Source organism: Brevundimonas sp. Marseille-Q4549, assembly GCF_976940555.1.
The window spans coordinates 726127-745005 of sequence record NZ_CDRHXG010000001.1 but is presented as its reverse complement, the minus strand read 5'-3'; the positions used below and the strand labels follow the sequence as shown (position 1 = coordinate 745005).

General features: G+C 67.9%; 22 protein-coding genes. 9 read left to right on the top strand and 13 right to left on the bottom strand.

Annotated elements, in window-relative coordinates:
* Both ACWPV3_RS03745 and ACWPV3_RS03740 read left to right on the top strand, forming a co-directional pair.
* Complete coding sequence (locus ACWPV3_RS03745; protein ID WP_453976892.1) at window positions 1–618, top strand: PadR family transcriptional regulator; 618 nt, start codon at window positions 1–3, stop codon at window positions 616–618.
* On the top strand, window positions 615–1418 hold the full coding sequence (locus ACWPV3_RS03740; RefSeq protein WP_453976890.1) for a siderophore-interacting protein: 804 nt from the start codon (window positions 615–617) through the stop codon (window positions 1416–1418). The genes ACWPV3_RS03745 and ACWPV3_RS03740 overlap by 4 nt, the downstream gene beginning before the upstream one ends.
* Here the strand turns inward: ACWPV3_RS03740 and ACWPV3_RS03735 are convergent.
* Together ACWPV3_RS03735 and ACWPV3_RS03730 are read right to left on the bottom strand one after the other, a co-directional pair.
* Window positions 1405–2001, bottom strand: a complete 597-nt coding sequence (locus ACWPV3_RS03735; protein WP_453978498.1) for an alpha-ketoglutarate-dependent dioxygenase AlkB — start codon at window positions 1999–2001, stop codon at window positions 1405–1407. The two genes, ACWPV3_RS03740 and ACWPV3_RS03735, sit on opposite strands and share 14 nt — an antisense overlap.
* Window positions 2002–2014: 13 nt before the next feature.
* Window positions 2015–2404, bottom strand: coding sequence for a hypothetical protein (locus tag ACWPV3_RS03730; protein WP_292086526.1), 390 nt, complete (start codon window positions 2402–2404; stop codon window positions 2015–2017).
* Between the two features lie 281 nt (window positions 2405–2685).
* Here ACWPV3_RS03730 and dnaK point away from each other — a divergent pair, with 281 nt between their 5' ends.
* The 4 genes from dnaK (at window position 2686) to ACWPV3_RS03710 (ending at window position 7652) form a co-directional block, all read left to right on the top strand.
* Window positions 2686–4593 (top strand): molecular chaperone DnaK, encoded by a 1908-nt coding sequence (gene dnaK, locus ACWPV3_RS03725; protein WP_292179871.1) that lies wholly within the window; start codon window positions 2686–2688, stop codon window positions 4591–4593.
* Between the two features lie 172 nt (window positions 4594–4765).
* On the top strand, window positions 4766–5965 hold the full coding sequence (gene dnaJ, locus ACWPV3_RS03720) for a molecular chaperone DnaJ (RefSeq protein ID WP_453976889.1): 1200 nt from the start codon (window positions 4766–4768) through the stop codon (window positions 5963–5965).
* Window positions 5962–6711: a 4-hydroxy-tetrahydrodipicolinate reductase gene (dapB, locus tag ACWPV3_RS03715; protein ID WP_453976888.1), complete on the top strand. Its 750-nt coding sequence runs from the start codon at window positions 5962–5964 to the stop codon at window positions 6709–6711. The genes dnaJ and dapB overlap by 4 nt, the downstream gene beginning before the upstream one ends.
* Complete coding sequence (locus tag ACWPV3_RS03710) at window positions 6708–7652, top strand: DMT family transporter (RefSeq protein ID WP_453976887.1); 945 nt, start codon at window positions 6708–6710, stop codon at window positions 7650–7652. The genes dapB and ACWPV3_RS03710 overlap by 4 nt, the downstream gene beginning before the upstream one ends.
* Window positions 7653–7695: 43 nt before the next feature.
* Here the strand turns inward: ACWPV3_RS03710 and ACWPV3_RS03705 are convergent, their stop codons facing one another.
* Genes ACWPV3_RS03705 through coaBC form a run of 3 tightly spaced genes read right to left on the bottom strand, consistent with a single transcriptional unit; the run spans window position 7696 to window position 9845 of the window.
* The gene (locus ACWPV3_RS03705) at window positions 7696–8124 is read right to left on the bottom strand and encodes a hypothetical protein (protein ID WP_453976886.1); all 429 of its coding nucleotides are present in this window, start codon (window positions 8122–8124) and stop codon (window positions 7696–7698) included.
* Between the two features lie 33 nt (window positions 8125–8157).
* A complete protein-coding gene (dut, locus tag ACWPV3_RS03700) occupies window positions 8158–8619 on the bottom strand; it encodes a dUTP diphosphatase (RefSeq protein ID WP_453976885.1) in 462 nt (153 codons plus the stop codon).
* Window positions 8616–9845: a bifunctional phosphopantothenoylcysteine decarboxylase/phosphopantothenate--cysteine ligase CoaBC gene (gene coaBC / locus ACWPV3_RS03695; protein WP_292086520.1), complete on the bottom strand. Its 1230-nt coding sequence runs from the start codon at window positions 9843–9845 to the stop codon at window positions 8616–8618. The genes dut and coaBC overlap by 4 nt, the downstream gene beginning before the upstream one ends.
* Window positions 9846–9954: 109 nt before the next feature.
* On the opposite strand from coaBC, the gene ACWPV3_RS03690 reads away from it, so the two are divergent.
* Window positions 9955–10482: an S-type pyocin family protein gene (locus ACWPV3_RS03690; protein ID WP_453976884.1), complete on the top strand. Its 528-nt coding sequence runs from the start codon at window positions 9955–9957 to the stop codon at window positions 10480–10482.
* Window positions 10483–10518: 36 nt separating this feature from the next.
* Window positions 10519–11373 (top strand): HAD family hydrolase, encoded by an 855-nt coding sequence (locus tag ACWPV3_RS03685; RefSeq protein WP_453976883.1) that lies wholly within the window; start codon window positions 10519–10521, stop codon window positions 11371–11373.
* On the opposite strand, the gene ACWPV3_RS03680 is transcribed toward ACWPV3_RS03685, so the two are convergent.
* Genes ACWPV3_RS03680 through sdhC form a run of 8 tightly spaced genes read right to left on the bottom strand, consistent with a single transcriptional unit; the run spans window position 11370 to window position 17843 of the window.
* Window positions 11370–11717, bottom strand: a complete 348-nt coding sequence (locus ACWPV3_RS03680; RefSeq protein ID WP_453976882.1) for a PilZ domain-containing protein — start codon at window positions 11715–11717, stop codon at window positions 11370–11372. The genes ACWPV3_RS03685 and ACWPV3_RS03680 overlap by 4 nt on opposite strands.
* A complete protein-coding gene (locus ACWPV3_RS03675; protein ID WP_453976881.1) occupies window positions 11714–12526 on the bottom strand; it encodes a kinase in 813 nt (270 codons plus the stop codon). Before ACWPV3_RS03675 ends, ACWPV3_RS03680 begins: the two co-directional genes overlap by 4 nt.
* 1 nt (window position 12527) lies before the next feature.
* The gene (locus tag ACWPV3_RS03670; protein WP_292086515.1) at window positions 12528–12848 is read right to left on the bottom strand and encodes a 2Fe-2S iron-sulfur cluster-binding protein; all 321 of its coding nucleotides are present in this window, start codon (window positions 12846–12848) and stop codon (window positions 12528–12530) included.
* Between the two features lie 52 nt (window positions 12849–12900).
* Window positions 12901–13698 carry a succinate dehydrogenase iron-sulfur subunit gene (locus tag ACWPV3_RS03665; RefSeq protein ID WP_292086514.1) on the bottom strand — a complete coding sequence of 266 codons (798 nt, stop codon included), beginning with the start codon at window positions 13696–13698 and terminating at the stop codon, window positions 12901–12903.
* A complete protein-coding gene (gene creD / locus ACWPV3_RS03660; RefSeq protein ID WP_453976880.1) occupies window positions 13698–15179 on the bottom strand; it encodes a cell envelope integrity protein CreD in 1482 nt (493 codons plus the stop codon). The genes ACWPV3_RS03665 and creD overlap by 1 nt, the downstream gene beginning before the upstream one ends.
* A gap of 6 nt (window positions 15180–15185) precedes the next feature.
* Window positions 15186–16970 carry a succinate dehydrogenase flavoprotein subunit gene (gene sdhA, locus ACWPV3_RS03655; protein WP_453976879.1) on the bottom strand — a complete coding sequence of 595 codons (1785 nt, stop codon included), beginning with the start codon at window positions 16968–16970 and terminating at the stop codon, window positions 15186–15188.
* Between the two features lie 7 nt (window positions 16971–16977).
* Window positions 16978–17382, bottom strand: a complete 405-nt coding sequence (sdhD, locus tag ACWPV3_RS03650) for a succinate dehydrogenase, hydrophobic membrane anchor protein (protein WP_453976878.1) — start codon at window positions 17380–17382, stop codon at window positions 16978–16980.
* Window positions 17379–17843 carry a succinate dehydrogenase, cytochrome b556 subunit gene (sdhC, locus tag ACWPV3_RS03645; protein ID WP_292086510.1) on the bottom strand — a complete coding sequence of 155 codons (465 nt, stop codon included), beginning with the start codon at window positions 17841–17843 and terminating at the stop codon, window positions 17379–17381. The genes sdhD and sdhC overlap by 4 nt, the downstream gene beginning before the upstream one ends.
* A 162-nt stretch (window positions 17844–18005) precedes the next feature.
* On the opposite strand from sdhC, the gene ACWPV3_RS03640 reads away from it, so the two are divergent.
* Window positions 18006–18872 carry a pirin family protein gene (locus tag ACWPV3_RS03640; protein ID WP_453976877.1) on the top strand — a complete coding sequence of 289 codons (867 nt, stop codon included), beginning with the start codon at window positions 18006–18008 and terminating at the stop codon, window positions 18870–18872.
* The last annotated feature ends 7 nt before the right edge of the window (window positions 18873–18879 follow it).

Below are 18879 nucleotides of genomic sequence, written 5' to 3'. Positions count from 1 at the left end.
ATGCGGTCCGACAAATATGTTCACGGTCGCGGCCACGGCTGCGACGAAAGCCATGGACGGCGCGGCTTCGGAGGGTTCGGTTTCGGCCGGGGCATGCGGGGCGGCGGCTTCGGCCCCGGCTGGGGCACACGCCACGAGGGACGGGGTCATGGCCGGCGCGGCGGCGGCCGTCTGTTCGACCACGGGACGCTGCGCTGGGTGCTGCTGTCGCTGATCGCGGACAAGCCCAGCCACGGCTATGAGCTGATCAAGGCGGTCGAGACGAAACTCGGCGGCGCCTATTCGCCCAGCCCCGGCGTCATCTATCCCAGCCTGACCCTGCTGGAGGAGATGGGCGCCCTGGAATCCGAGGCCCAGGGCGGCAAGAAGCTGTATTCCATCACCGAAGCCGGTCGCGCCCTGCTGGACGAGAACGCCGAGGTGCTGCGCGGAGCCGAGGCCACCATGGACAAGTTCGCGGCCCGCGCCCTGCGCCCCGCCGCTATCCATGACGCCATCGGCCGTCTGCGCCACGCCGTTCACGCCCGACTGACCGGCGAGACCGCCCTGACCGAGGCCCAGGTGGAGGCCATCGCCGCCGCTATCGCCGCCGCCGCCGACACGGTGGAAAAGGCATGAGCGCGCGCGACATCCAGCGGGTGCGGCACGACCTGCGGTTCCGCACCTTGACCGTCGCCGCCGTCCAGGACCTGACGCCGTCGCTGCGGCGCGTGGTGCTGGAAGGGCCGGAACTGGACGGTTTCGTCTCCCTGGGCTTCGACGACCATGTGAAAATCTTCCCGGCCGCCGAGGGCGAGGCCGCGGTCCTGCCGACCCTGGGGCCGGACGGGCCGATCTTTCCCGAACCACGCCCGGCGATGCGCGACTATACGCCCCGCGCTTTCGACCCAGCGACCAACCGGCTGACGCTGGACTTCGTGACGGGCCACGGCGGCCCGGCCACGGAATGGGCCATGGCTGCACGGCCCGGCGCGACCCTGGGTGTGGGCGGGCCGCGCGGCTCCTTCGTCGTTCCCACCGACTACGCCGACCATGTGCTGATCGGCGACGAGACGGCCCTGCCTGCCATCGCTCGACGGCTGGAGGAACTGCCGCCCCAGGCCCGCGCCCATGCGGTGATCGAGGTGGGAACCTTCGCCGACCGGATCGCCCTGGACAGTCCGGCCCGGGCGACCGTGACCTGGGCCATGCGGGACGGCGCCCCGCGTGGCGAGAGTCAGGCCCTGCTGAAGGCGGCCGAAACCGCCCTGGCCGGGGTCGATCCGACCGACGCCTATGTCTGGATCGCCGCCGAGGCGACCGCGGCCAAGGCGCTGCGGGCGCGCGCGCTCGACCTCGGCTTCTCGCCCAAGGCGATGAAGGCGGCCGGCTATTGGCGTCTGGACACAGCGGGCGGTGAAAAGATCAGTCTGGACTGACGCCGGCCCGGCGCAGCGTCAGGTTCAGACGCCCGCCGCCGGGGATCAGGCGCGACGACCCTTCCAGCACCCGGTCGATCCCGTGCCGCGCCAGACGCGCCGGACCGGTCAGGGCGCAGAGGTCGCCGCTCTGCAATCTCAGGGTCGTGGTGGGTCCGCCCTCGGCCGGCCCGATGCGGAACACCGCCGTATCGCCCAGGGACACCGACAGGACCGGTGCGGACAGGTCCGCCTCGTCCCGGTCCTGATGCAGGCCCATCCGCGCGCCGTCCCGGTACAGATTGACCAGACAGGCGTCCGGCGTCGGCCCGCCGACCGTCGCGGCCCACAGGTCCAGCAGGACGGCCGGAATATCGGGCCAGCCCTGCCCCGTTTCCGGATGGATCGCCTGATAGCGATAGCCACGCGGGTCGGAGACCCAGCCCAACGGCCCGAAATTGCTCATCCGAACCGACAGGGGCCGTCCGCCCGGCGTCATCGGCCGATAGAGGGGCGCTGCTTCCAGACGCGCGAAAACGTCAGCCGTCAGTTCGGCCTGGGCCTGGGCGTCCAGGGCCCCCGGCCACAGCCGAAAGCCCGGCAGAGCGGTTCCGACCTCAGCGGGTGTAGGTGTATTCGCTGACTTCGCAGACGTTGATGCGGAAACGGGTCAACTCCTGGCCGTTGGTGAACTGGGCCTTGAAGTCATAGATGCAGGCGCCGGAGCCGTCATCGATGTTGATCCGCAGATCGCGCCCGTTTTCCAGCACACGGTCGCCCAGGATATCCTCCTCCCAGTCGTCGGTGCGCGAATCCGAGGCGTAGAACCGCAGCATGGTCCAGCCCGTGCGGTTCTTGATCATGACATGGCGGTCATAGCCGTCGCGCGACTGGCCCGCGACCAGATTGGCGCTCGACGCCACGGATACGGCCGGGGCCGGGGCGGCCGCCACGGCGCCGACCAGGACGACAGCGCACGCAGCGCTCTTCAAAAACACCTTGAACATGGGTCCCTCTCTTCTCCGCTCCCCTGCGACGAACAACGTTATGCGTCAATTCCGCGCAGGCGGCACCCGAAAAATCTCGAAGCCTGAATCGCACCGGGAATCGCAGATCGCCCTTGCGAGCCGGGGGGTCTTTCCCATATCGGGGCCAGCTTCGGAGAAACCCCGCGAAAACTGGGGCTATCCGATCAACTTCAACGCCAACCCACTGGGGGCGGTCACGCGCGGCGCTTCATCGAAGGCCGCCGCATCGCCCGCCGATACGGAAAGAGAACAGAACGCGCATGGCCAAGATCATCGGCATCGACCTCGGCACCACCAACTCGTGCGTCGCCGTCATGGACGGCAAGAACCCCAAGGTCATCGAAAACGCGGAAGGCAACCGCACCACACCCTCGGTCGTCGCCATCCAGGACGGCGGCGAAACCCTGGTCGGCCAGCCGGCAAAACGCCAGGCCGTGACCAATCCGGCCAATACCTTCTTCGCCATCAAGCGTCTGATCGGCCGTAACTTCGACGACCCCGTCGTGGCGAAGGACAAGGGCATGGTGCCCTATGACATCGTCAAGGGCCCGAACGGCGACGCCTGGGTGCGCGCCTTCGGCAAGGACTATTCCCCGCAACAGATCTCGGCCTTCATCCTGCAGAAGATGAAGGAAGCGGCCGAAGGCTATCTGGGCGAGAAGGTGACGCAGGCCGTCATCACCGTCCCGGCCTATTTCAACGACAGCCAGCGCCAGGCCACCAAGGACGCCGGCAAGATCGCCGGACTGGAAGTCCTGCGCATCATCAACGAGCCGACCGCAGCCGCCCTGGCCTATGGGCTGGAAAAGAACGACGGCCAGAAGATCGCCGTCTACGACCTGGGCGGCGGCACCTTCGACGTCTCGATCCTGGAGATCGGCGACGGCGTCTTCGAGGTGAAGTCGACCAACGGCGACACCTTCCTGGGCGGCGAGGACTTCGACCTGCGTCTGGTCGACTACCTGGCCGACGAGTTCAAGAAGGAGCAGGGCGTCGACCTGCGCCAGGACAAGCTGGCCCTGCAGCGCCTGAAGGAAGAGGCCGAAAAGGCCAAGAAGGAGCTGTCCTCGACCACCCAGTACGAGGTCAATCTGCCGTTCATCACCATGAACGCCTCGGGTCCGCTGCACCTGAACATCAAGCTGACGCGCGCCAAGCTGGAATCCCTGGTGGACGACCTGATCCAGCGCACCATCGAGCCGTGCAAGAAGGCCCTGGCCGACGCCGGCCTGAAGGCTTCGGACATCGACGAGGTGGTGCTGGTCGGCGGCATGACCCGCATGCCAGCCGTTCAGGAAGCGGTGAAGAAGTTCTTCGGCAAGGAGCCGCACAAGGGCGTGAACCCTGACGAGGTCGTGGCCTTGGGCGCCGCCGTTCAGGCCGGGGTTCTGCAAGGCGACGTCAAGGACGTGCTGCTGCTGGACGTGACGCCCCTGACCCTGGGCATCGAGACCCTGGGCGGCGTCTTCACGCCCCTGATCGAACGCAACACGACCATCCCGACCAAGAAGAGCCAGACCTTCTCGACCGCCGACGATAACCAGTCGGCCGTGACGATCCGGGTCTTCCAGGGCGAACGTCCGATGGCGGCCGACAACAAGATGCTGGGTCAGTTCGACCTGATGGGCATCCCGCCGGCCCCGCGCGGCATGCCGCAGATCGAGGTCGCCTTCGACATCGACGCCAACGGCATCGTCAACGTCTCGGCCAAAGACAAGGCGACCAACAAGGAACAGTCGATCCGCATCCAGGCGAACGGCGGCCTTTCGGACGCCGACATCGACAAGATGGTCAAGGAAGCCGAGGCCAACGCCGCCTCCGACAAGGCCAAGAAGGATCTGGTCGAGGCCCAGAACGCCGCCGACAGCCTGATCCACTCGACCGAGAAGGCCCTGGCCGACCACGGCGACAAGGTCGGCGCGGACGAGAAGGCCGCCATCGAGACCGGCCTGGCCGATCTGAAGACCGCCCGCGAGGGAACCGACGCCGAGGACATCCGCGCCAAGACCAACACCCTGGTCCAGGCGTCGATGAAGCTGGGCGAGGCCATGTACGCCGCCCAGCAGGGCTCGGGCGACGCGGCCGCCGAAGGCCAGCCGGCTGACGACGGCGTGGTCGATGCGGAGTTCGAGGAAGTCTCGGACGACGACGACAAGAAGAACGCCTGATCGGTTCAGGCGGCTGATACGAAGGGCCCCGCTTGTCTCGCGATAGGCGGGGCCTTTTCTTGACGCTTGCATCATCCGTCCCGGCCCCCATGTCAGCCGGGACAGCGTTTTCGACCAGCGTTCACAAAGAGACGCGGCGGAACGTCAGGGGAAGTATGAGGACGAACGCCCTATGGCGCGTGATTATTACGAGGTTCTGGGCGTCGAGCGCACCATCGACGCCCCCGGCCTGAAAGCGGCCTATCGCAAGCTGGCGATGATCCACCACCCGGATCGCAACGGCGGCTCCGAAGAGTCCGTCGTGGCGTTCAAGGAAATCTCCGAAGCCTACAGCGTCCTGTCCGACGACCAGAAGCGCGCGGCCTACGACCGCTACGGCCACGCCGGCGTGAACGGCGGCGGCGGCAACCCGTTCGGCCAGGGCGGCCAGGGCTTTTCGGACATCAACGACATCTTCTCCCAGGTCTTCGGCGATGCGTTCGGCGACGCCTTCGGCGGCCGCCAGGGCCGGGGCCAGCAGGGGGGGCCGCGTCGCGGCTCGGACCTGCGCTACGACCTGGAGATCACGCTGGAGCAGGCCTACAAGGGCGCCGAGGTCGAGATCGCGGTCCCCTCGACCCTGACCTGTGAGACCTGCGAAGGGACGGGCGCCAAGCCGGGCACGAAGCCCGTCACCTGCACCACCTGCAACGGCGCCGGTCGCGTGCGCCAGGCCAACGGCTTCTTCCAGGTGGAACGCACCTGCCCTCGCTGCCACGGCGCGGGCCAGATGATCGCGGACCCCTGCACCACCTGCCACGGCCATGGCCAGGTGCGCAAAAACCGCACCCTGAACCTGAAGATACCGGCCGGCGTGGACGACGGCTCGCGCATCCGCCTGTCGGGCGAAGGCGACGCCGGGCAACGCGGCGGCCCGCGCGGCGATCTCTATGTCTTCCTGTCGGTCGCGCCCCACGACCTGTTCGAGCGGGACAACCTGGACCTGCTCGTCACCGTACCGGTGCCGATGACGGTGGCGGCCCTGGGCGGAGAGATCGACGCCCCCTGCCTGGTCTCGGACGCCTGCGACGGCCGGTGCAAGGCCGCTGTCCAGGTGCCGGCCGGCGCCCAGACCGGCAAGACCGTGCGCATCAAGGGCAAGGGCATGCCCCACCTGAACGGCCGCAACCGGGGCGATCTGGTGGTCGAGCTGTTCGTCGAGACTCCCACCGACCTGACCGCGCGCCAGAAGGAACTGCTGCAGGAGCTTGCCCTGTCGTTCGGAGAGGCGCAAAACCCCAGGAACTCCAGCTTCGCCGGAAAGGCCAAGCGCTTCTGGGCCGACATCCTGGGCAGTCAGGACGCGGACGGGTCGAAAGAGAACGCGGTTTGAGCGCCATCTTCCACGCCGGCATATCCGGCTATCGCGGCCGAATGGGTCGGGCGGTGTCCCAGGTGCTGGATGCGCGCGACGACGTGGTGGTCGCCGCCCGTTTCGACTGGGGCGAGACGGCCGACATCTCTCTGTGCGACGTCATCATCGACTTTTCCACCCCGGACGCATCGGTGGCCCTGGCCCAGGCCGCGGCGGTGCGTGGCGCGCCCGCCCTGGTCATCGGCTCGACCGGCATGACGCCTGAGCAGGAGGCCGAGATCCTTAAGGCGTCCGAGACCGTGGCCATCGTCAAGAGCGGCAACTTCTCCCTGGGCGTCAACGTCCTGATCGGGCTGGTGCAGCAGGCGGCCCAGCGGCTGGATGCTCAGGAATGGGACATCGAAATCACCGAGAGCCATCATCGCCGCAAGGTCGACGCGCCTTCCGGCACCGCCCTGATGCTGGGCGAGGCCGCTGCAGAGGGGCGGTTCGGCGAACTGTCCGACCTGCGCAGCCCGCCCTACGACGGCGTCCAGGGCGAGCGCGAGCCCGGCAGGATCGGCTTCTCTTCCATCCGCGCAGGCGGAATCATCGGCGAACATTCGGTCCTGTTCGCCTCGGAAGCCGAGGTCCTCACCCTCAGCCATTCGGCCATCGACCGCTCCCTGTTCGCCAAGGGCGCCGTCGCCGCCGCCGCCTGGGTCCGCACGCGCCGCCCCGGCCTCTACGACATGCAGGACGTGCTGGGCTTCAGACAGGCGTGACCCGGGACGCCCAGGCGCAAGGGCAAGCCCCTGAGATGGGAACGGTCAGTCAGGGCATCGCCCTGCGGATCGCCGCGGCGGGCTGTTTCTCGATCATGGCGGCGGTGCTGAAACTAGCGTCGCTGGAGGGCGTCGGCGCGCCGGAAATGCTGTTCTACCGCGCCTTCTTCGGCCTGCCCGTCGTGCTGATCTGGGTGCTGGGCCGCCCCGACGGCCTGAAGGCCCTGACCACGCGCCGGCCCTGGGCCCATGTCGGACGCAGCGCCCTGGGCATTCTGTCCATCCTGTGCGTCTTCCAGACCCTGACCCTGTTGCCTCTGGCCGACGCCACGACCCTCAGTTTCACCGCCCCGGTCTTCGCCACCCTCTTGTCCTTTCTGATCCTGAAGGAGGCGATCGGGCCCCGTCGCTGGGCCGCCGTGGCCCTGGGCTTCGTCGGGGTCATTATCGTCATGCGGCCAGGTGCGGGCGATCACGCCGTGCCCCTGGTCGGCATCGGCTTCGGCCTGGCGGCGGCGGTTTTGACGGCGGCCGTCACCATCACCCTGCGCCAGTTGCGCGACACCGAACACGTCGCCGCCATCGTCTTCTGGTTCTTCGTGGCCTCGTCCATCGTCGGCGCGATCCTGCTGCCCTTCGTCGGCCATTGGCGGTCGCCCCAGATCCTGGCCCTGCTGATCGCCTCGGGCGTCGTCGGCGGCCTGGCCCAGCTTTTCATGACCGCTTCGTTGCAGAAGGCGCCGGTCGCCGTGGTGGCGCCCTTCGACTATCTGCAGATCATCGGGGCGGTGGTCTTCGGCTGGTGGCTGCTGCACACGCCGCCGAGCCTGAACACCCTGGCCGGCGCCGCCCTGATCGCCTCCAGCGGCCTATATACCGCCTGGCGCGAACACGTCCGCCGCAAGGCCGGCCTCATCCAGCCGACCGCGCCGCTGGTTTAGGGCAATGCACCAGACCACCTCTTAGGCGTTAGCAGTCTTCGTCTTATTTGGAAGGCGTCGCCAGAGGGGCTGCTGTTGGCCCGAGAATTCGAAACTTCGAGATCACGACGTAAAAGTCGCCGGCGCGAGGAGAATCTTCCCCTTCAACGACTGCGACTTCTGCCGTTCTCAACGCTCTCAATGTCACTCGGCCAAAACCAACCGGATGAGACTCCGAAACGACCTGGCAATTTTCCAGCATTCGCGCGTCTTTGAAGACGCATCTCACTTCGGCCCAACCGGACGGAATTTGCTGCGATAAAGCCGTCTCTGGCGGGTACGGCCGCTCCATGCGAAGCGGCGCCTCCGCCATGCACCAAGTTTTGATGGCGTCGCCCGCGCCTCTTTCCACCGGGACGCAAACTGGCGCCAAGGGCGTTTCGGGCAGCGCGACGTTTTGAGTGGCCAAAAACAGAAAGGCGGCAGTGATCATGATCGCTATCCCAGAATAACAGCCAAGCTGTCCCTACCGCCCCGTTGATCCGAATCCGCCCGTCCCGCGCGCGGTCTCGTCCAGCGTTTCGACCTCGATCCAGTCCGCCCGCTCATGCCGGGCGATCACCAGCTGGGCGATGCGTTCGCCGCGACGGATGATGAAGGGCTCGGCGCCGATATTGGCCAGGATCACGCCGCACTCGCCGCGATAGTCGCTGTCGATGGTGCCCGGCGCGTTGGGGCAGATGATTCCGTGCTTCAGCGCCAGGCCCGAACGGGCGCGCACCTGGGCCTCGAAGCCCAGCGGCACGGCGATCTTCAGCCCCGTGGGCACCAGGGCACGCTGGCCCGGCGCCAGGGTCAGGGGCTGGTCCTCGGGCACGGCGGCGCGCAGGTCCATGCCCGCCGATCCCGCCGTCTCATAGGCCGGCAGGGGCAGTCCCTCGGCGTGGGGCAGGCGCTGGATCTGCACGGCGAGCGGGGCGTGGGTCATGCGGGGTCCTTGAAATGGTCGGCGATGCGGGCGGCCAGGGCGCGGGCCACGGCGGTCTTGGACTGGCGCGGCCAGGCCTCGGTTCCCTCAGACGAAATCAGAAGCACGGCGTTGCCGTCCGCGCCGAACACCTCGTCCGAGACGTCGTTGGCCACGATCCAATCGCAGCCCTTGCGCGACAGCTTGGCTCGCGCGTTGGCCTCCAGATCCGAGGTCTCTGCCGCGAAGCCAACGACCAGCGCCGGCCGATCCGGTCCCGGGGCGGCGATCCCGGCCAGGATATCGGGGTTTTCGATCAGGGCCAGGGTCGGCGGCCCGCCCGGGCCCTTCTTGATCTTGCCCCCCGCGACCGTGTCCACGCGCCAGTCGGCCACGGCGGCGGACAGGACGGCGATGTCGGCGGGCAAGGCTGCGCGCGTCGCGGCCTGCATCTCCAGCGCGCTCTCCACATCGATGCGGATCACGCCGGCCGGCGCGTTCAGTCCCGTCGGCCCGGACACCAGCGTCACCTCGGCTCCCAGTTCGGCCAGGGCGGCGGCGATGGCATAGCCCTGTTTGCCGCTGGAGCGATTGGTCAGGCCGCGCACCGGGTCGATGGGTTCGAAGGTCGGTCCCGCCGTGATCACGGCGCGGCGCCCCGTCAGCGGCCGTCCGGCGGCGCCGGCCAGCAGACCTTCGATCGCCTCCAGTATGGCGGCCGGTTCAGCCATCCGACCGGGACCATGTTCGCCGCAGGCCATCTCGCCCACGTCGGGTCCGACCACGGCGACGCCGTGGAAACCCTCGAAGCCCTTCAGCCGCGCCACATTGGCCTGGACCGCCGGATGCTGCCACATCCGCACGTTCATCGCCGGCGCCAGCAACACCCGCTTGTCCGTCGCGATCAGGGTGGTGGAGGCCAGGTCGTCGGCCAGGCCGTTCGCCGCCTTGGCGATCAAACCGGCCGTCGCCGGCGCCACGACCACCAGGTCGGCCCAGCGCGACAGCTCGATATGGCCCATGCTGGTTTCGTCGTCAGGATGAAACAGGCCCGCCCGCACCGGATGGCCGCTCAGCGCCGCCAACGACAGGGGGGTGACGAATTCGGCCCCCGCCTCGGTCAGAATGACGCGCGTCTCGCCCCCCGCCCTGGCGATCAGCCGCACCAGTTCCAACGCCTTGTAGGCGGCGATGCCGCCACCGACGATCAGCAGCACCTTGCGGTTCGAAAGGGATCGGCTGTCCATGTGCCCGGTCTAGCGGTCCTGCGCGATGGCGTCGAGACGGATGACAAGAACATTGCAGGAACAATCAAGTTGTGGTTTCCTCTCGTCACACGGGTGTCGGGAGGGACGAATGGGACTGCGATCGACGAGTTTGGGATCAGCCGGGACGGCGGCGGCGCTGATCCTGCTGACGCTGGCGGGTTGCGACCGGCCGTCGGCGGTGGAGACGCGGGAGCGGGCGTCGGCCGACGCGCCGATGGCCCTGGCCTCGACGCCCGAGGCGGCCGGCGCCGAAAACAGAGGCGCGGCCGCACCCAAGCCCGTCCTGACCGCCAACCGGCGCGAGACGACGGACGCCAAGGTCGCCCGCCTGTTCGAGCGCAACGGCGCCGCCTTCGACGCCCGCACGCCGGACGACTATCTGGCCAAGGTGGAGGCCTTCACCGCCAAGCCGCCGCGCGACGTCGAAACGGTCAAGCGTCCCAACGGCGACACCCTGATCTATCAGGCCTCGACCAACACCTTCGCGGTCGTGGCGCGCGACGGCACGCCCCGCACCATGTTCAAGCCCACGACCGGCGCCGCCTACTGGGCCGAGCAGAAGGCGGCGGCGCCCACCTTCGGCCGCCGCCGCCAATCGACGGACGCCGCCGGCTGATATAGAGGGCGGGTTCCAGACCCCAGGATTCCGCCCATGGCCGCCAACAAGACCCCGCCGCTGAAGACCGCCCTGATCTACGATTTCGACGGCACCCTGGCGCGCGGCAACATGCAGGAGGTCAGCTTCATCCCCTCGATGGGGATGGACATCGGCGCCTTCTGGACCGAGGCCGAACGCCTGACCAAGGACGCCGACGGCGACGGCATCCTGATGTACATGCAGCTGATGCTGCACCACGCGCGCCAGAACGGATCGCCCGTCACGCGCGACACCCTGCGCCAACATGGCGAGGCCGTGGCCCTGTTCGAGGGACTGAAGGACTTGAGCTGGTTCGACCGGATGAACGATTTCGGCGCCCGTTACGGCCTGGAGATCGAACACTACATCGTCTCCGCCGGCCTGGAGGAGATGATCGACGGCACGCCGATCCGCCCCGCCCTGACCCACGTCTTCGCCTCCCACTACGTCTATGACGACAAGGGAGAGGCGGCCTGGCCGGCGGTCGGCGTCAATTACACCACCAAGACCCAGTATCTGTTCCGCATCAACAAGGGCGTGAAGAACCACTGGGAGCACGAACGCATCAACCACTTCATCCCCGACGACGAACGCGCCGTGCCGTTCGAACGGATGATCTTCATCGGCGACGGCGACACCGACGTGCCGACCATGAAGATGATGCACACCAAGGGCGGCTTCTCCATCGCCGTCTACGACCCGCGCTCGAACGAAAAGGATCAGAAGAAGGTCTATTCCCTGATCTCGGAGGACCGGGTGAATTTCGTCGCCGCCGCCGACTATCGCGAGGGCTCGGCCCTGGACCTGATCGTCAAGGGTCTGATCGGACGCATCGCCATCAACGCCGGTTCCATGCCGTCGGACGCCTAGCGGCCGCCGGCCCTCAGCCAGGCGGCCCGCGCCTCGATCAGACGCGCCGGGGCCAGACCGCGCAGGGATTTGCCCCCGGTCTGCTGCAATCCCGCCTCGTGACCCTTCTGCCAGACGACCGTCGCCGGATAGGCCACGGCCTCGGCCACATCGACCACCACCACCTCGCGCGGCAGGGCGGCGCCGCGGTCCAGCCGCACCCGCATCCCGCCGTCCGACAGATCCACGATGACGCAGGCCGTCTCCATCCCCGGCGCGCAGACGACGCCGCGCGCGTTCATCGGCCGACGGTGCGTTCCACGCCGATCTTCGCCGGAGACGGCGTTGAATCTGAACAGGCTCATGCGGTCTCAACGCCCGGGCGCAACGCAACGATCCGACGTCGCGCGTCCAGTTCGACGGTCAGGTCCGGACGAACCCCGCCCGCCAGCATATGCCGCGTGATCCGCTCGTAGTGACCGATGAAGCCGGCCAGGGCCGCGCGACGCTGGGGCGACACGGCCGCGACGCCCAGCAATTCCGCCTCCTGTTCGCAACGCCAGTCCAGCACCACTTCGAACCCCGGCGCCTTCAGAAACACCAGGGCGTCCAGCCGCGCGGCCAAGCTGGCATAGCCGTCACCCAGGGCGGCATCGACCGCCCGTCGCCAGACCCCATTGGAGTCCTTCTCACGTTCCAGCGCGTTGACAGGCGCCGTCAACGCCTCGGGTCGTTGCGCCGTCGCGCCCAGACACCAGCCCTCCAGCACGATCAGGCGCGGACGTCCCCGCACCACGGCCCAATCCGTCTCCGGCGCCCGCTCGTCGGCCAGCTTGTCGAAACGCGGCAGGCGAATCTCCTCGTCGGAACCCGCGGCGCGCAACCGGTCCAGCAGGCGGTTCAGCAGGGCCAGGTCGTGCGTGCCCGGCGGCCCGCGCACGGCGAACAGCGGATGCACCCTTTCGGCCAGCGCCGCCCGCTCGGCCTGGGTCAGATAGACGTCGTCCAGAGACAGCGCCGCCCCGCCGAACCTTTGGGCGACGGCGCGGGCCAGTGTCGATTTTCCGCTGCCCTGCGATCCCGCGATCCCCAGGATCGGCGGCGGCGCGGCCGGATCGGCCGTTTCGATCCAGCGGCCGATCCAGTCGATCAGCGCAGGATCGACACCGACCATCTCAGTGCTGATTTTCCGGCAGGCGCACGACCAGCCCGTCCAGCGCGTCCGACACGCGGATCTGGCACGACAGGCGGCTGTTCGGCTCGACCTCCTCGGCGAAGTCGAGCATGGACTCCTCCATGGCGCTGGGCTTGCCCGTCGCCTCGCGCCAGGCTTCGTCGACATAGACGTGGCAGGTGGCGCAGGCGCAGGCCCCGCCGCAGTCGGCGTCGATGCCCGGCACATTGTTGCGGATCGCGCCTTCCATGACGGAAAGGCCCGGCTTCACGTCCACGACGTGTTCGGTTCCGTCATGTTCGATGTAGGTTATCTTGGCCATGGCCCGCTCTTAGACGAGGGCGCGGCGGAGGCAAGCCTCCACCGCCGAATCCTCAGGCCGCCTGCTTCCTGCGCTCGGGCGAGACCATCAGCTTCTTGGTCTCGGCGATGGCCTTGGCCGGGTTCAGACCCTTGGGGCAGACCTGGGCGCAGTTCATGATCGTGTGGCAGCGATACAGTTTGAACGGGTCTTCCAGGTCGTCCAGACGCTTTTGCGTGGCGTCGTCGCGGCTGTCGGAAATCCAGCGATAGGATTGCAGCAGCGCCGCCGGGCCGAGGTATTCTTCCTGGTTCCACCAGTAGCTGGGGCAGGAGGTCGAGCAGCAGGCGCACAGGATGCACTCGTACAGGCCGTCCAGCTTCTCGCGTTCAGCCGGGGTCTGCAGACGTTCTTTCTCGGGGTCCGGCTCGTCCGACTGGAGGTAGGGCTGGATCGAGTCGTACTGAGCGTAGAACAGGCTCAGGTCCGTCACCAGGTCCTTGACCACCGGCTGGTGCGGCAGGGGCGAAATGGTGATGTCGGACGACTGGCACTCGTCCCAGCCCTTGGTGCAGGCCAGGGTGTTGCGCCCGTCGATGTTCATCGAGCAGGAGCCGCAGATCCCTTCGCGGCACGACCGGCGGAACGACAGGGTCGGATCGATCTCGTTCTTGATGTGGATCAGGGCGTCCAGCAGCATCGGCCCGTGATCGTCGGACGACACCTCATAGACGTCCCAGCGCGGATCGGCGTCCACCTCGGGATCGTAGCGATAGACCTTGTAGGTCTTGACGTTCTTGGCGCCGGCCGGCGCCTTGTGGACCTTGCCCTTGCTGGGCTTGGAACCCCGGGGGAGAGTGAGCTGCACCATCAGGATATGTCCTTGGTCGCGGCACCGGTGATGCCGTACCAATCAAGCTTGCGAGTGAAATACATGACCGCGAAGATCGCGGCGAAGCTGGCCAGGGCGCCGACCAGCAGGGCGTAGTCCTCCAGCCGCATCAGCACATAGATGAGGCCGTAGAGGAAGGTGAAGGCGACCAGGGCGCGGACGCCCTGCCGCCGGCTGTCGAAGGTCCATCCGGCGTAGGCCGAGATCAGGGCGACGGTGGCCGTCGCCGCCAGGGCGAAACCGATGTCGAACCCGGTGTGTTCGGCGATGGACAACAGCAGCATGTAGAAGATGACCTGGGCCAGGCCGATCAGGATGTATTGCGCCGGGTGGACGCGGCGGCCCGTGGTCGTCTCGAACAGGAAGAAGGCCAGGAAGACCAGACCGATGAACATCGGCGCATATTTCAGCGACCGGCTGACCGACTGATAGGGATTGGCCGGCTCCACGAAGCTGACCGCCAGGTCCGCGGCGCCCAGTCGGGCCAGGGCGCTGGCGTCGCCTTCGGCCGGAATGCCCCGCGCGACGAACGGCACGCTCCAGTTCGCATCGAACCGCCCGGCGCTGGCCTCGCGCTTGGTCGGCAGGAAGCCGCCGTTATAGGACGGATGCGGCCAGTCGCCCTTGATCCCCGCCTCGGTGGTTCCCGCGAACGGCAGGACCGACACCCGTTGGGCGCCCGAGAAGGTCGCCCGGCCCGACACCGGCAGGACGCCCGAACGGTCGGTCAGGTTCAACGGCGCCCCGAACAGCTTCAGCACCGAACGCGGGCCGGCGCGCTGATCGACATTGGGATCGCCGACCAGGCTGACGGACGCATCAAGGGTGGACGGGGTCAGGGCGACGGTGCGATCACCGATCTTCAGGACGATGTCGGAGCGTGCGCCCCGCGCATCGGACGCCCCGACCACGATCTCGGCCCGGCTCCAGTCCAGTACGGCGCCGCTGGGCGCCTCGGACCCCGCGCGCGCCAGGTCGAACTGGCCGGAATAGACGACCTGGGCCTGATAGACGGCGACGCGGAACAGCGAGCGTTTGCGCACCTCGGAATCGGTATCGACGTCGATCTTTCCCTGGGTCGGGAAGACGTACCAGACGCCGGTCTCCAGGCGCGGGACGTTCGGCTGAACGACCGGCCCGCCCGGCGCATTCGACGGGCCACTGGCCATCCGGCTGTACGGCACGGCGATCACCGGCCCCAGGAAGGTCTGCTGGCCGCCCATCAGGTCGCCGACCTCGGTCGCGACCCGTTCCGCCCGGTGGCTGCGATCCATCAACAGGCCGAAGACGAACAGCGCCGGAATGCTCATCAGCAGCGCCAGGGCGCAGACCAGCAGCAGCTTCAGCCCCAGCGAACGCCGGGGCGTCGCCCGGGCCGCCGCCAGGCGCGCAGCCGTCGCCGCGCTGACCTCGAAGGGCGAAGCGGGATCAGGCTGGACGTCTGAAGGGGGCAGGGCCATGGCGGATCAGTAAACCCGCGCCTTGGGCTCGATGTACGAGACGTCGTCAGTCATGGTGTAGTTGTGCACCGGACGATAGTCGATCTGGACGCCTTCGCCCGGACGCTTCCACGCCAGGGTGTGCTTCATCCAGTGGACGTCGTCGCGCTCGGGATAGTCTTCGCGGGCGTGGGCGCCGCGCGATTCCGTGCGGTTCAGGGCGCCTTCGATCGTCACCGTCGCCTGGGCGATCAGGTTGTCGTATTCCAGCGTCTCGACCAGGTCGGTGTTCCAGATCAGGCCGCGATCGGTCGTCTTGATGTCGGCGCCCGCGGCGTCGATGGCGCGCAGCTTCTGAACGCCTTCTTCCAGCGTCTTGCCGGTGCGGAACACCGCCGCATCGGCCTGCATGGCGCGCTGCATCGACAGGCGCAGCTCGGCGGTCGGGGTCGAGCCGTCGGCGTAGCGGAAGCGGTCCAGCCGGGCCATGTGGGCGTCGATCTGGGCCTTGGGGGCGCTCGGCACGGCGGACGCCTTGTCCACCACCTCGCCGCAGCGCAGGCCGACGGCGCGGCCGAACACAACTAGGTCGGTCAGGGAGTTGGAGCCCAGGCGGTTGGCGCCGTGCACCGAGACGCAGGCCGCCTCGCCCACGGCCATCAGGCCGGGCACCACGCTGTCGGGGTTGCCGTCGCGCAGCGTCAGCACCTCGCCGTGATAGTTCGTGGGGATGCCGCCCATATTGTAGTGGACGGTCGGCAGGACCGGGATCGGCTCCTTGGTCACGTCCACGCCGGCGAAGATCTTGGCGCTTTCGGAAATGCCCGGCAGGCGCTGGTGCAGGATCTTCGGATCCAGGTGATCCAGGTGCAGGAAGATGTGGTCCTTGTTCGGACCCACGCCGCGGCCTTCACGGATTTCGATGGTCATGGAGCGCGAAACCATGTCGCGCGGGGCCAGGTCCTTCACGGTCGGCGCATAGCGTTCCATGAAGCGCTCGCCTTCCGAATTGGTCAGATAACCGCCCTCGCCGCGTGCGCCCTCGGTGATCAGGCAGCCTGCGCCATAAATGCCGGTCGGGTGGAACTGAACGAACTCCATGTCCTGCAACGGCAGGCCGGCGCGCAGCACCATCGCATTGCCGTCGCCGGTGCAGGTGTGGGCCGAGGTGGCGCTGAAATAGGCGCGGCCGTATCCGCCGGTCGCCAGCACCACCATCTTGGCGCGGAACTGGTGAAGCTGGCCGTTGTCGAGTTGCAGCGCGGTGACGCCGGTGCAGGCGCCGTCCTGCATGATCAGGTCCAGCGCGAAATATTCGATGAAGAACTTCACCTCGCGACGGACCGACTGGCCGTACAGGGTGTGCAGGATGGCGTGGCCGGTGCGGTCGGCGGCGGCGCAGGTGCGCTGCACCGGGCCTTCGCCGAAGTTGCGGGTCATGCCGCCGAAGGCGCGCTGATAGATCTTGCCTTCGTCGGTGCGGCTGAAGGGCACGCCCCAGTGTTCCAGCTCATAGACCGCCTTGGGGGCGTTGCGGACCAGATATTCGATGGCGTCCTGGTCGCCCAACCAGTCCGACCCCTTGACGGTGTCGTACATGTGCCATTGCCAGCTGTCCTCGCCCATGTTGCCGAGCGAGGCGGAGATGCCCCCTTGCGCCGCCACGGTGTGGGAGCGGGTCGGGAAGACCTTGGTGACGCAGGCGACCTTCAGCCCCTGCTGGGCGGCGCCCAGCGCGGCGCGCAGGCCCGAGCCGCCCGCGCCGACGACGACGACGTCGTATTCGTGATCGATGAGTTCGTAAGCAGCCATTGGACGATCAGGCTCCGAAGCCGGCGGGCAGCGGCGCGGATCCCAGCGCCATCCGCGTGATGAAGAAGACGCCGGTCGCCGCCAGCACCAGGCAGATCAGATTGACCAGCAGCACCAGGGCCCGCCGCGCGCCCGCCTGGGGCACATAGTCCTCCAGGATGACCTTCCAGGCCAGGCTGGCGAAACCGCAGAAGACCACCAGCGTCAGGCCCGCCAGGACGGCGTTCAGCGTATTGGCGAACCAGGCGGCAACCGCGCCGTAATCGGCGCCGGCCAGGGTGTGGATCGTCGACAGGACCCACAGGCCCAGCGGCATCAGGGCCAGCAGCAGGACCCGCTCGCTGAGCCACTCCGACGCGCCGTGGCGCTCGGAGACCTTGACGTGGTTCTTGAACTTGACCGGGCTGCTCACAGCGCGACCCTCCCCGAAGCGAACAGCACGACCCAGAACAGGACGGCCAGCGGAACCGGCGCCCAGACCGCGATATTGGCCATCAGCGTCGCCGACTTCAGCGTCAGGCCGTGACCGGTGTCGTTGATCAGGTGGCGCCCCCCGTTCAGCACGAAGGACAGGACCACCACCGTCAGGCCGAACCCGACCAGCAGCCCCAGGGGCGAGCCCGCCAGCGACAGGAAGCAGGCGTAGTGTTCGGGTCCGAACGCCAGGGCGCCCAGCCAGCCGACCATGATCACGGCGCCGACGCTGGCGGCGATGATGGTGGCGCGGAACAGGATGGAGGCGGTCATGGTGACGTGCCAGCGCCACACTTCCATGAAGGGCGACATCGGCGTGACATGGCCGTTGGGCTGGATGACGTAGCGACCGGTCGGATCGACCGGCGCGCCCCGCCGGGTCGGGTTGGGCTGAGTCATGCGAATCGTTCTCAAAGACGAATGAATTCAATCGCCGTGTGCGGTTGCGAAGGCTTTTGTGACCCCGAGGGGCCGGTGTCAACGGACGGGGGAAAACATCGTCGGCTCGGCGCCCGGTTTCGCCCGCTCGCCATCGCAAAACCGCCACCCTATATGTAGCGGATGCCAGACCTGACCCACCGCCCCGTTCTCCGTCTGCACCCCGCCTATCGCGACGACATCGGCGATCTGATCACGCGCCGGCCCGTGCCCGGCCCCGGCCTGGACCAGGTCGATCCCTTCCTGTTTCTGAACCACCACGGGCCCCAGACCTATGCGCCGGGCAACGCCGGCCTGCCGTTCGGCCCGCACCCGCATCGGGGGTTCGAGACCGTCACCTTCATCCTGGACGGCGAACTGGCCCATAACGATTCCGGCGGCGGCGAGAGCATCATCGCGGCGGGCGGCGTCCAGTGGATGACCGCCGGCTCGGGCCTGATTCACGCCGAACTGTCGCCCGCGTCGTTCAAGCGCGACGGCGGGCCGATGGAAATCCTCCAGCTCTGGGTCAACCTGCCGTCCCGGCTCAAGATGACCCAGCCGAACTACGTCGGCCTGCAGAAGGCCGACATTCCGACCTTCACCACCGAGGCCGGCGTCACGGTCGAGCCGGTCTCGGGCGACTGGCTGGGCGTGAAGGCGCCGATCCAGTCCCTGATCGACATCCATCTGGCCGTCGTCCGCCTGCCCGCCGACGCGCAGTTCCAGACGCCGGTAGCGCCCGGCCGCAACGTCTTTCTCTATGTCGTGAAGGGCGATGTCTCCGTCGCCGGAACCCCCGTGCCGCAATGGAACCTGGCCGCCCTGGGCGACGGCGACGCGGTCGAGATCACGGCCGCATCGGACGCCGTCGTCCTGCTGGGCCACGCCCGCCCCATCGGCGAGCCGGTCTTCAGCCACGGCCCCTTCGTCATGACCACCCGCGAAGAGATCATCCAGGCGATCCAGGACTATCAGGCCGGCAAGTTCGGCCCGCCGCCGCGCGTCTAGGACCGGC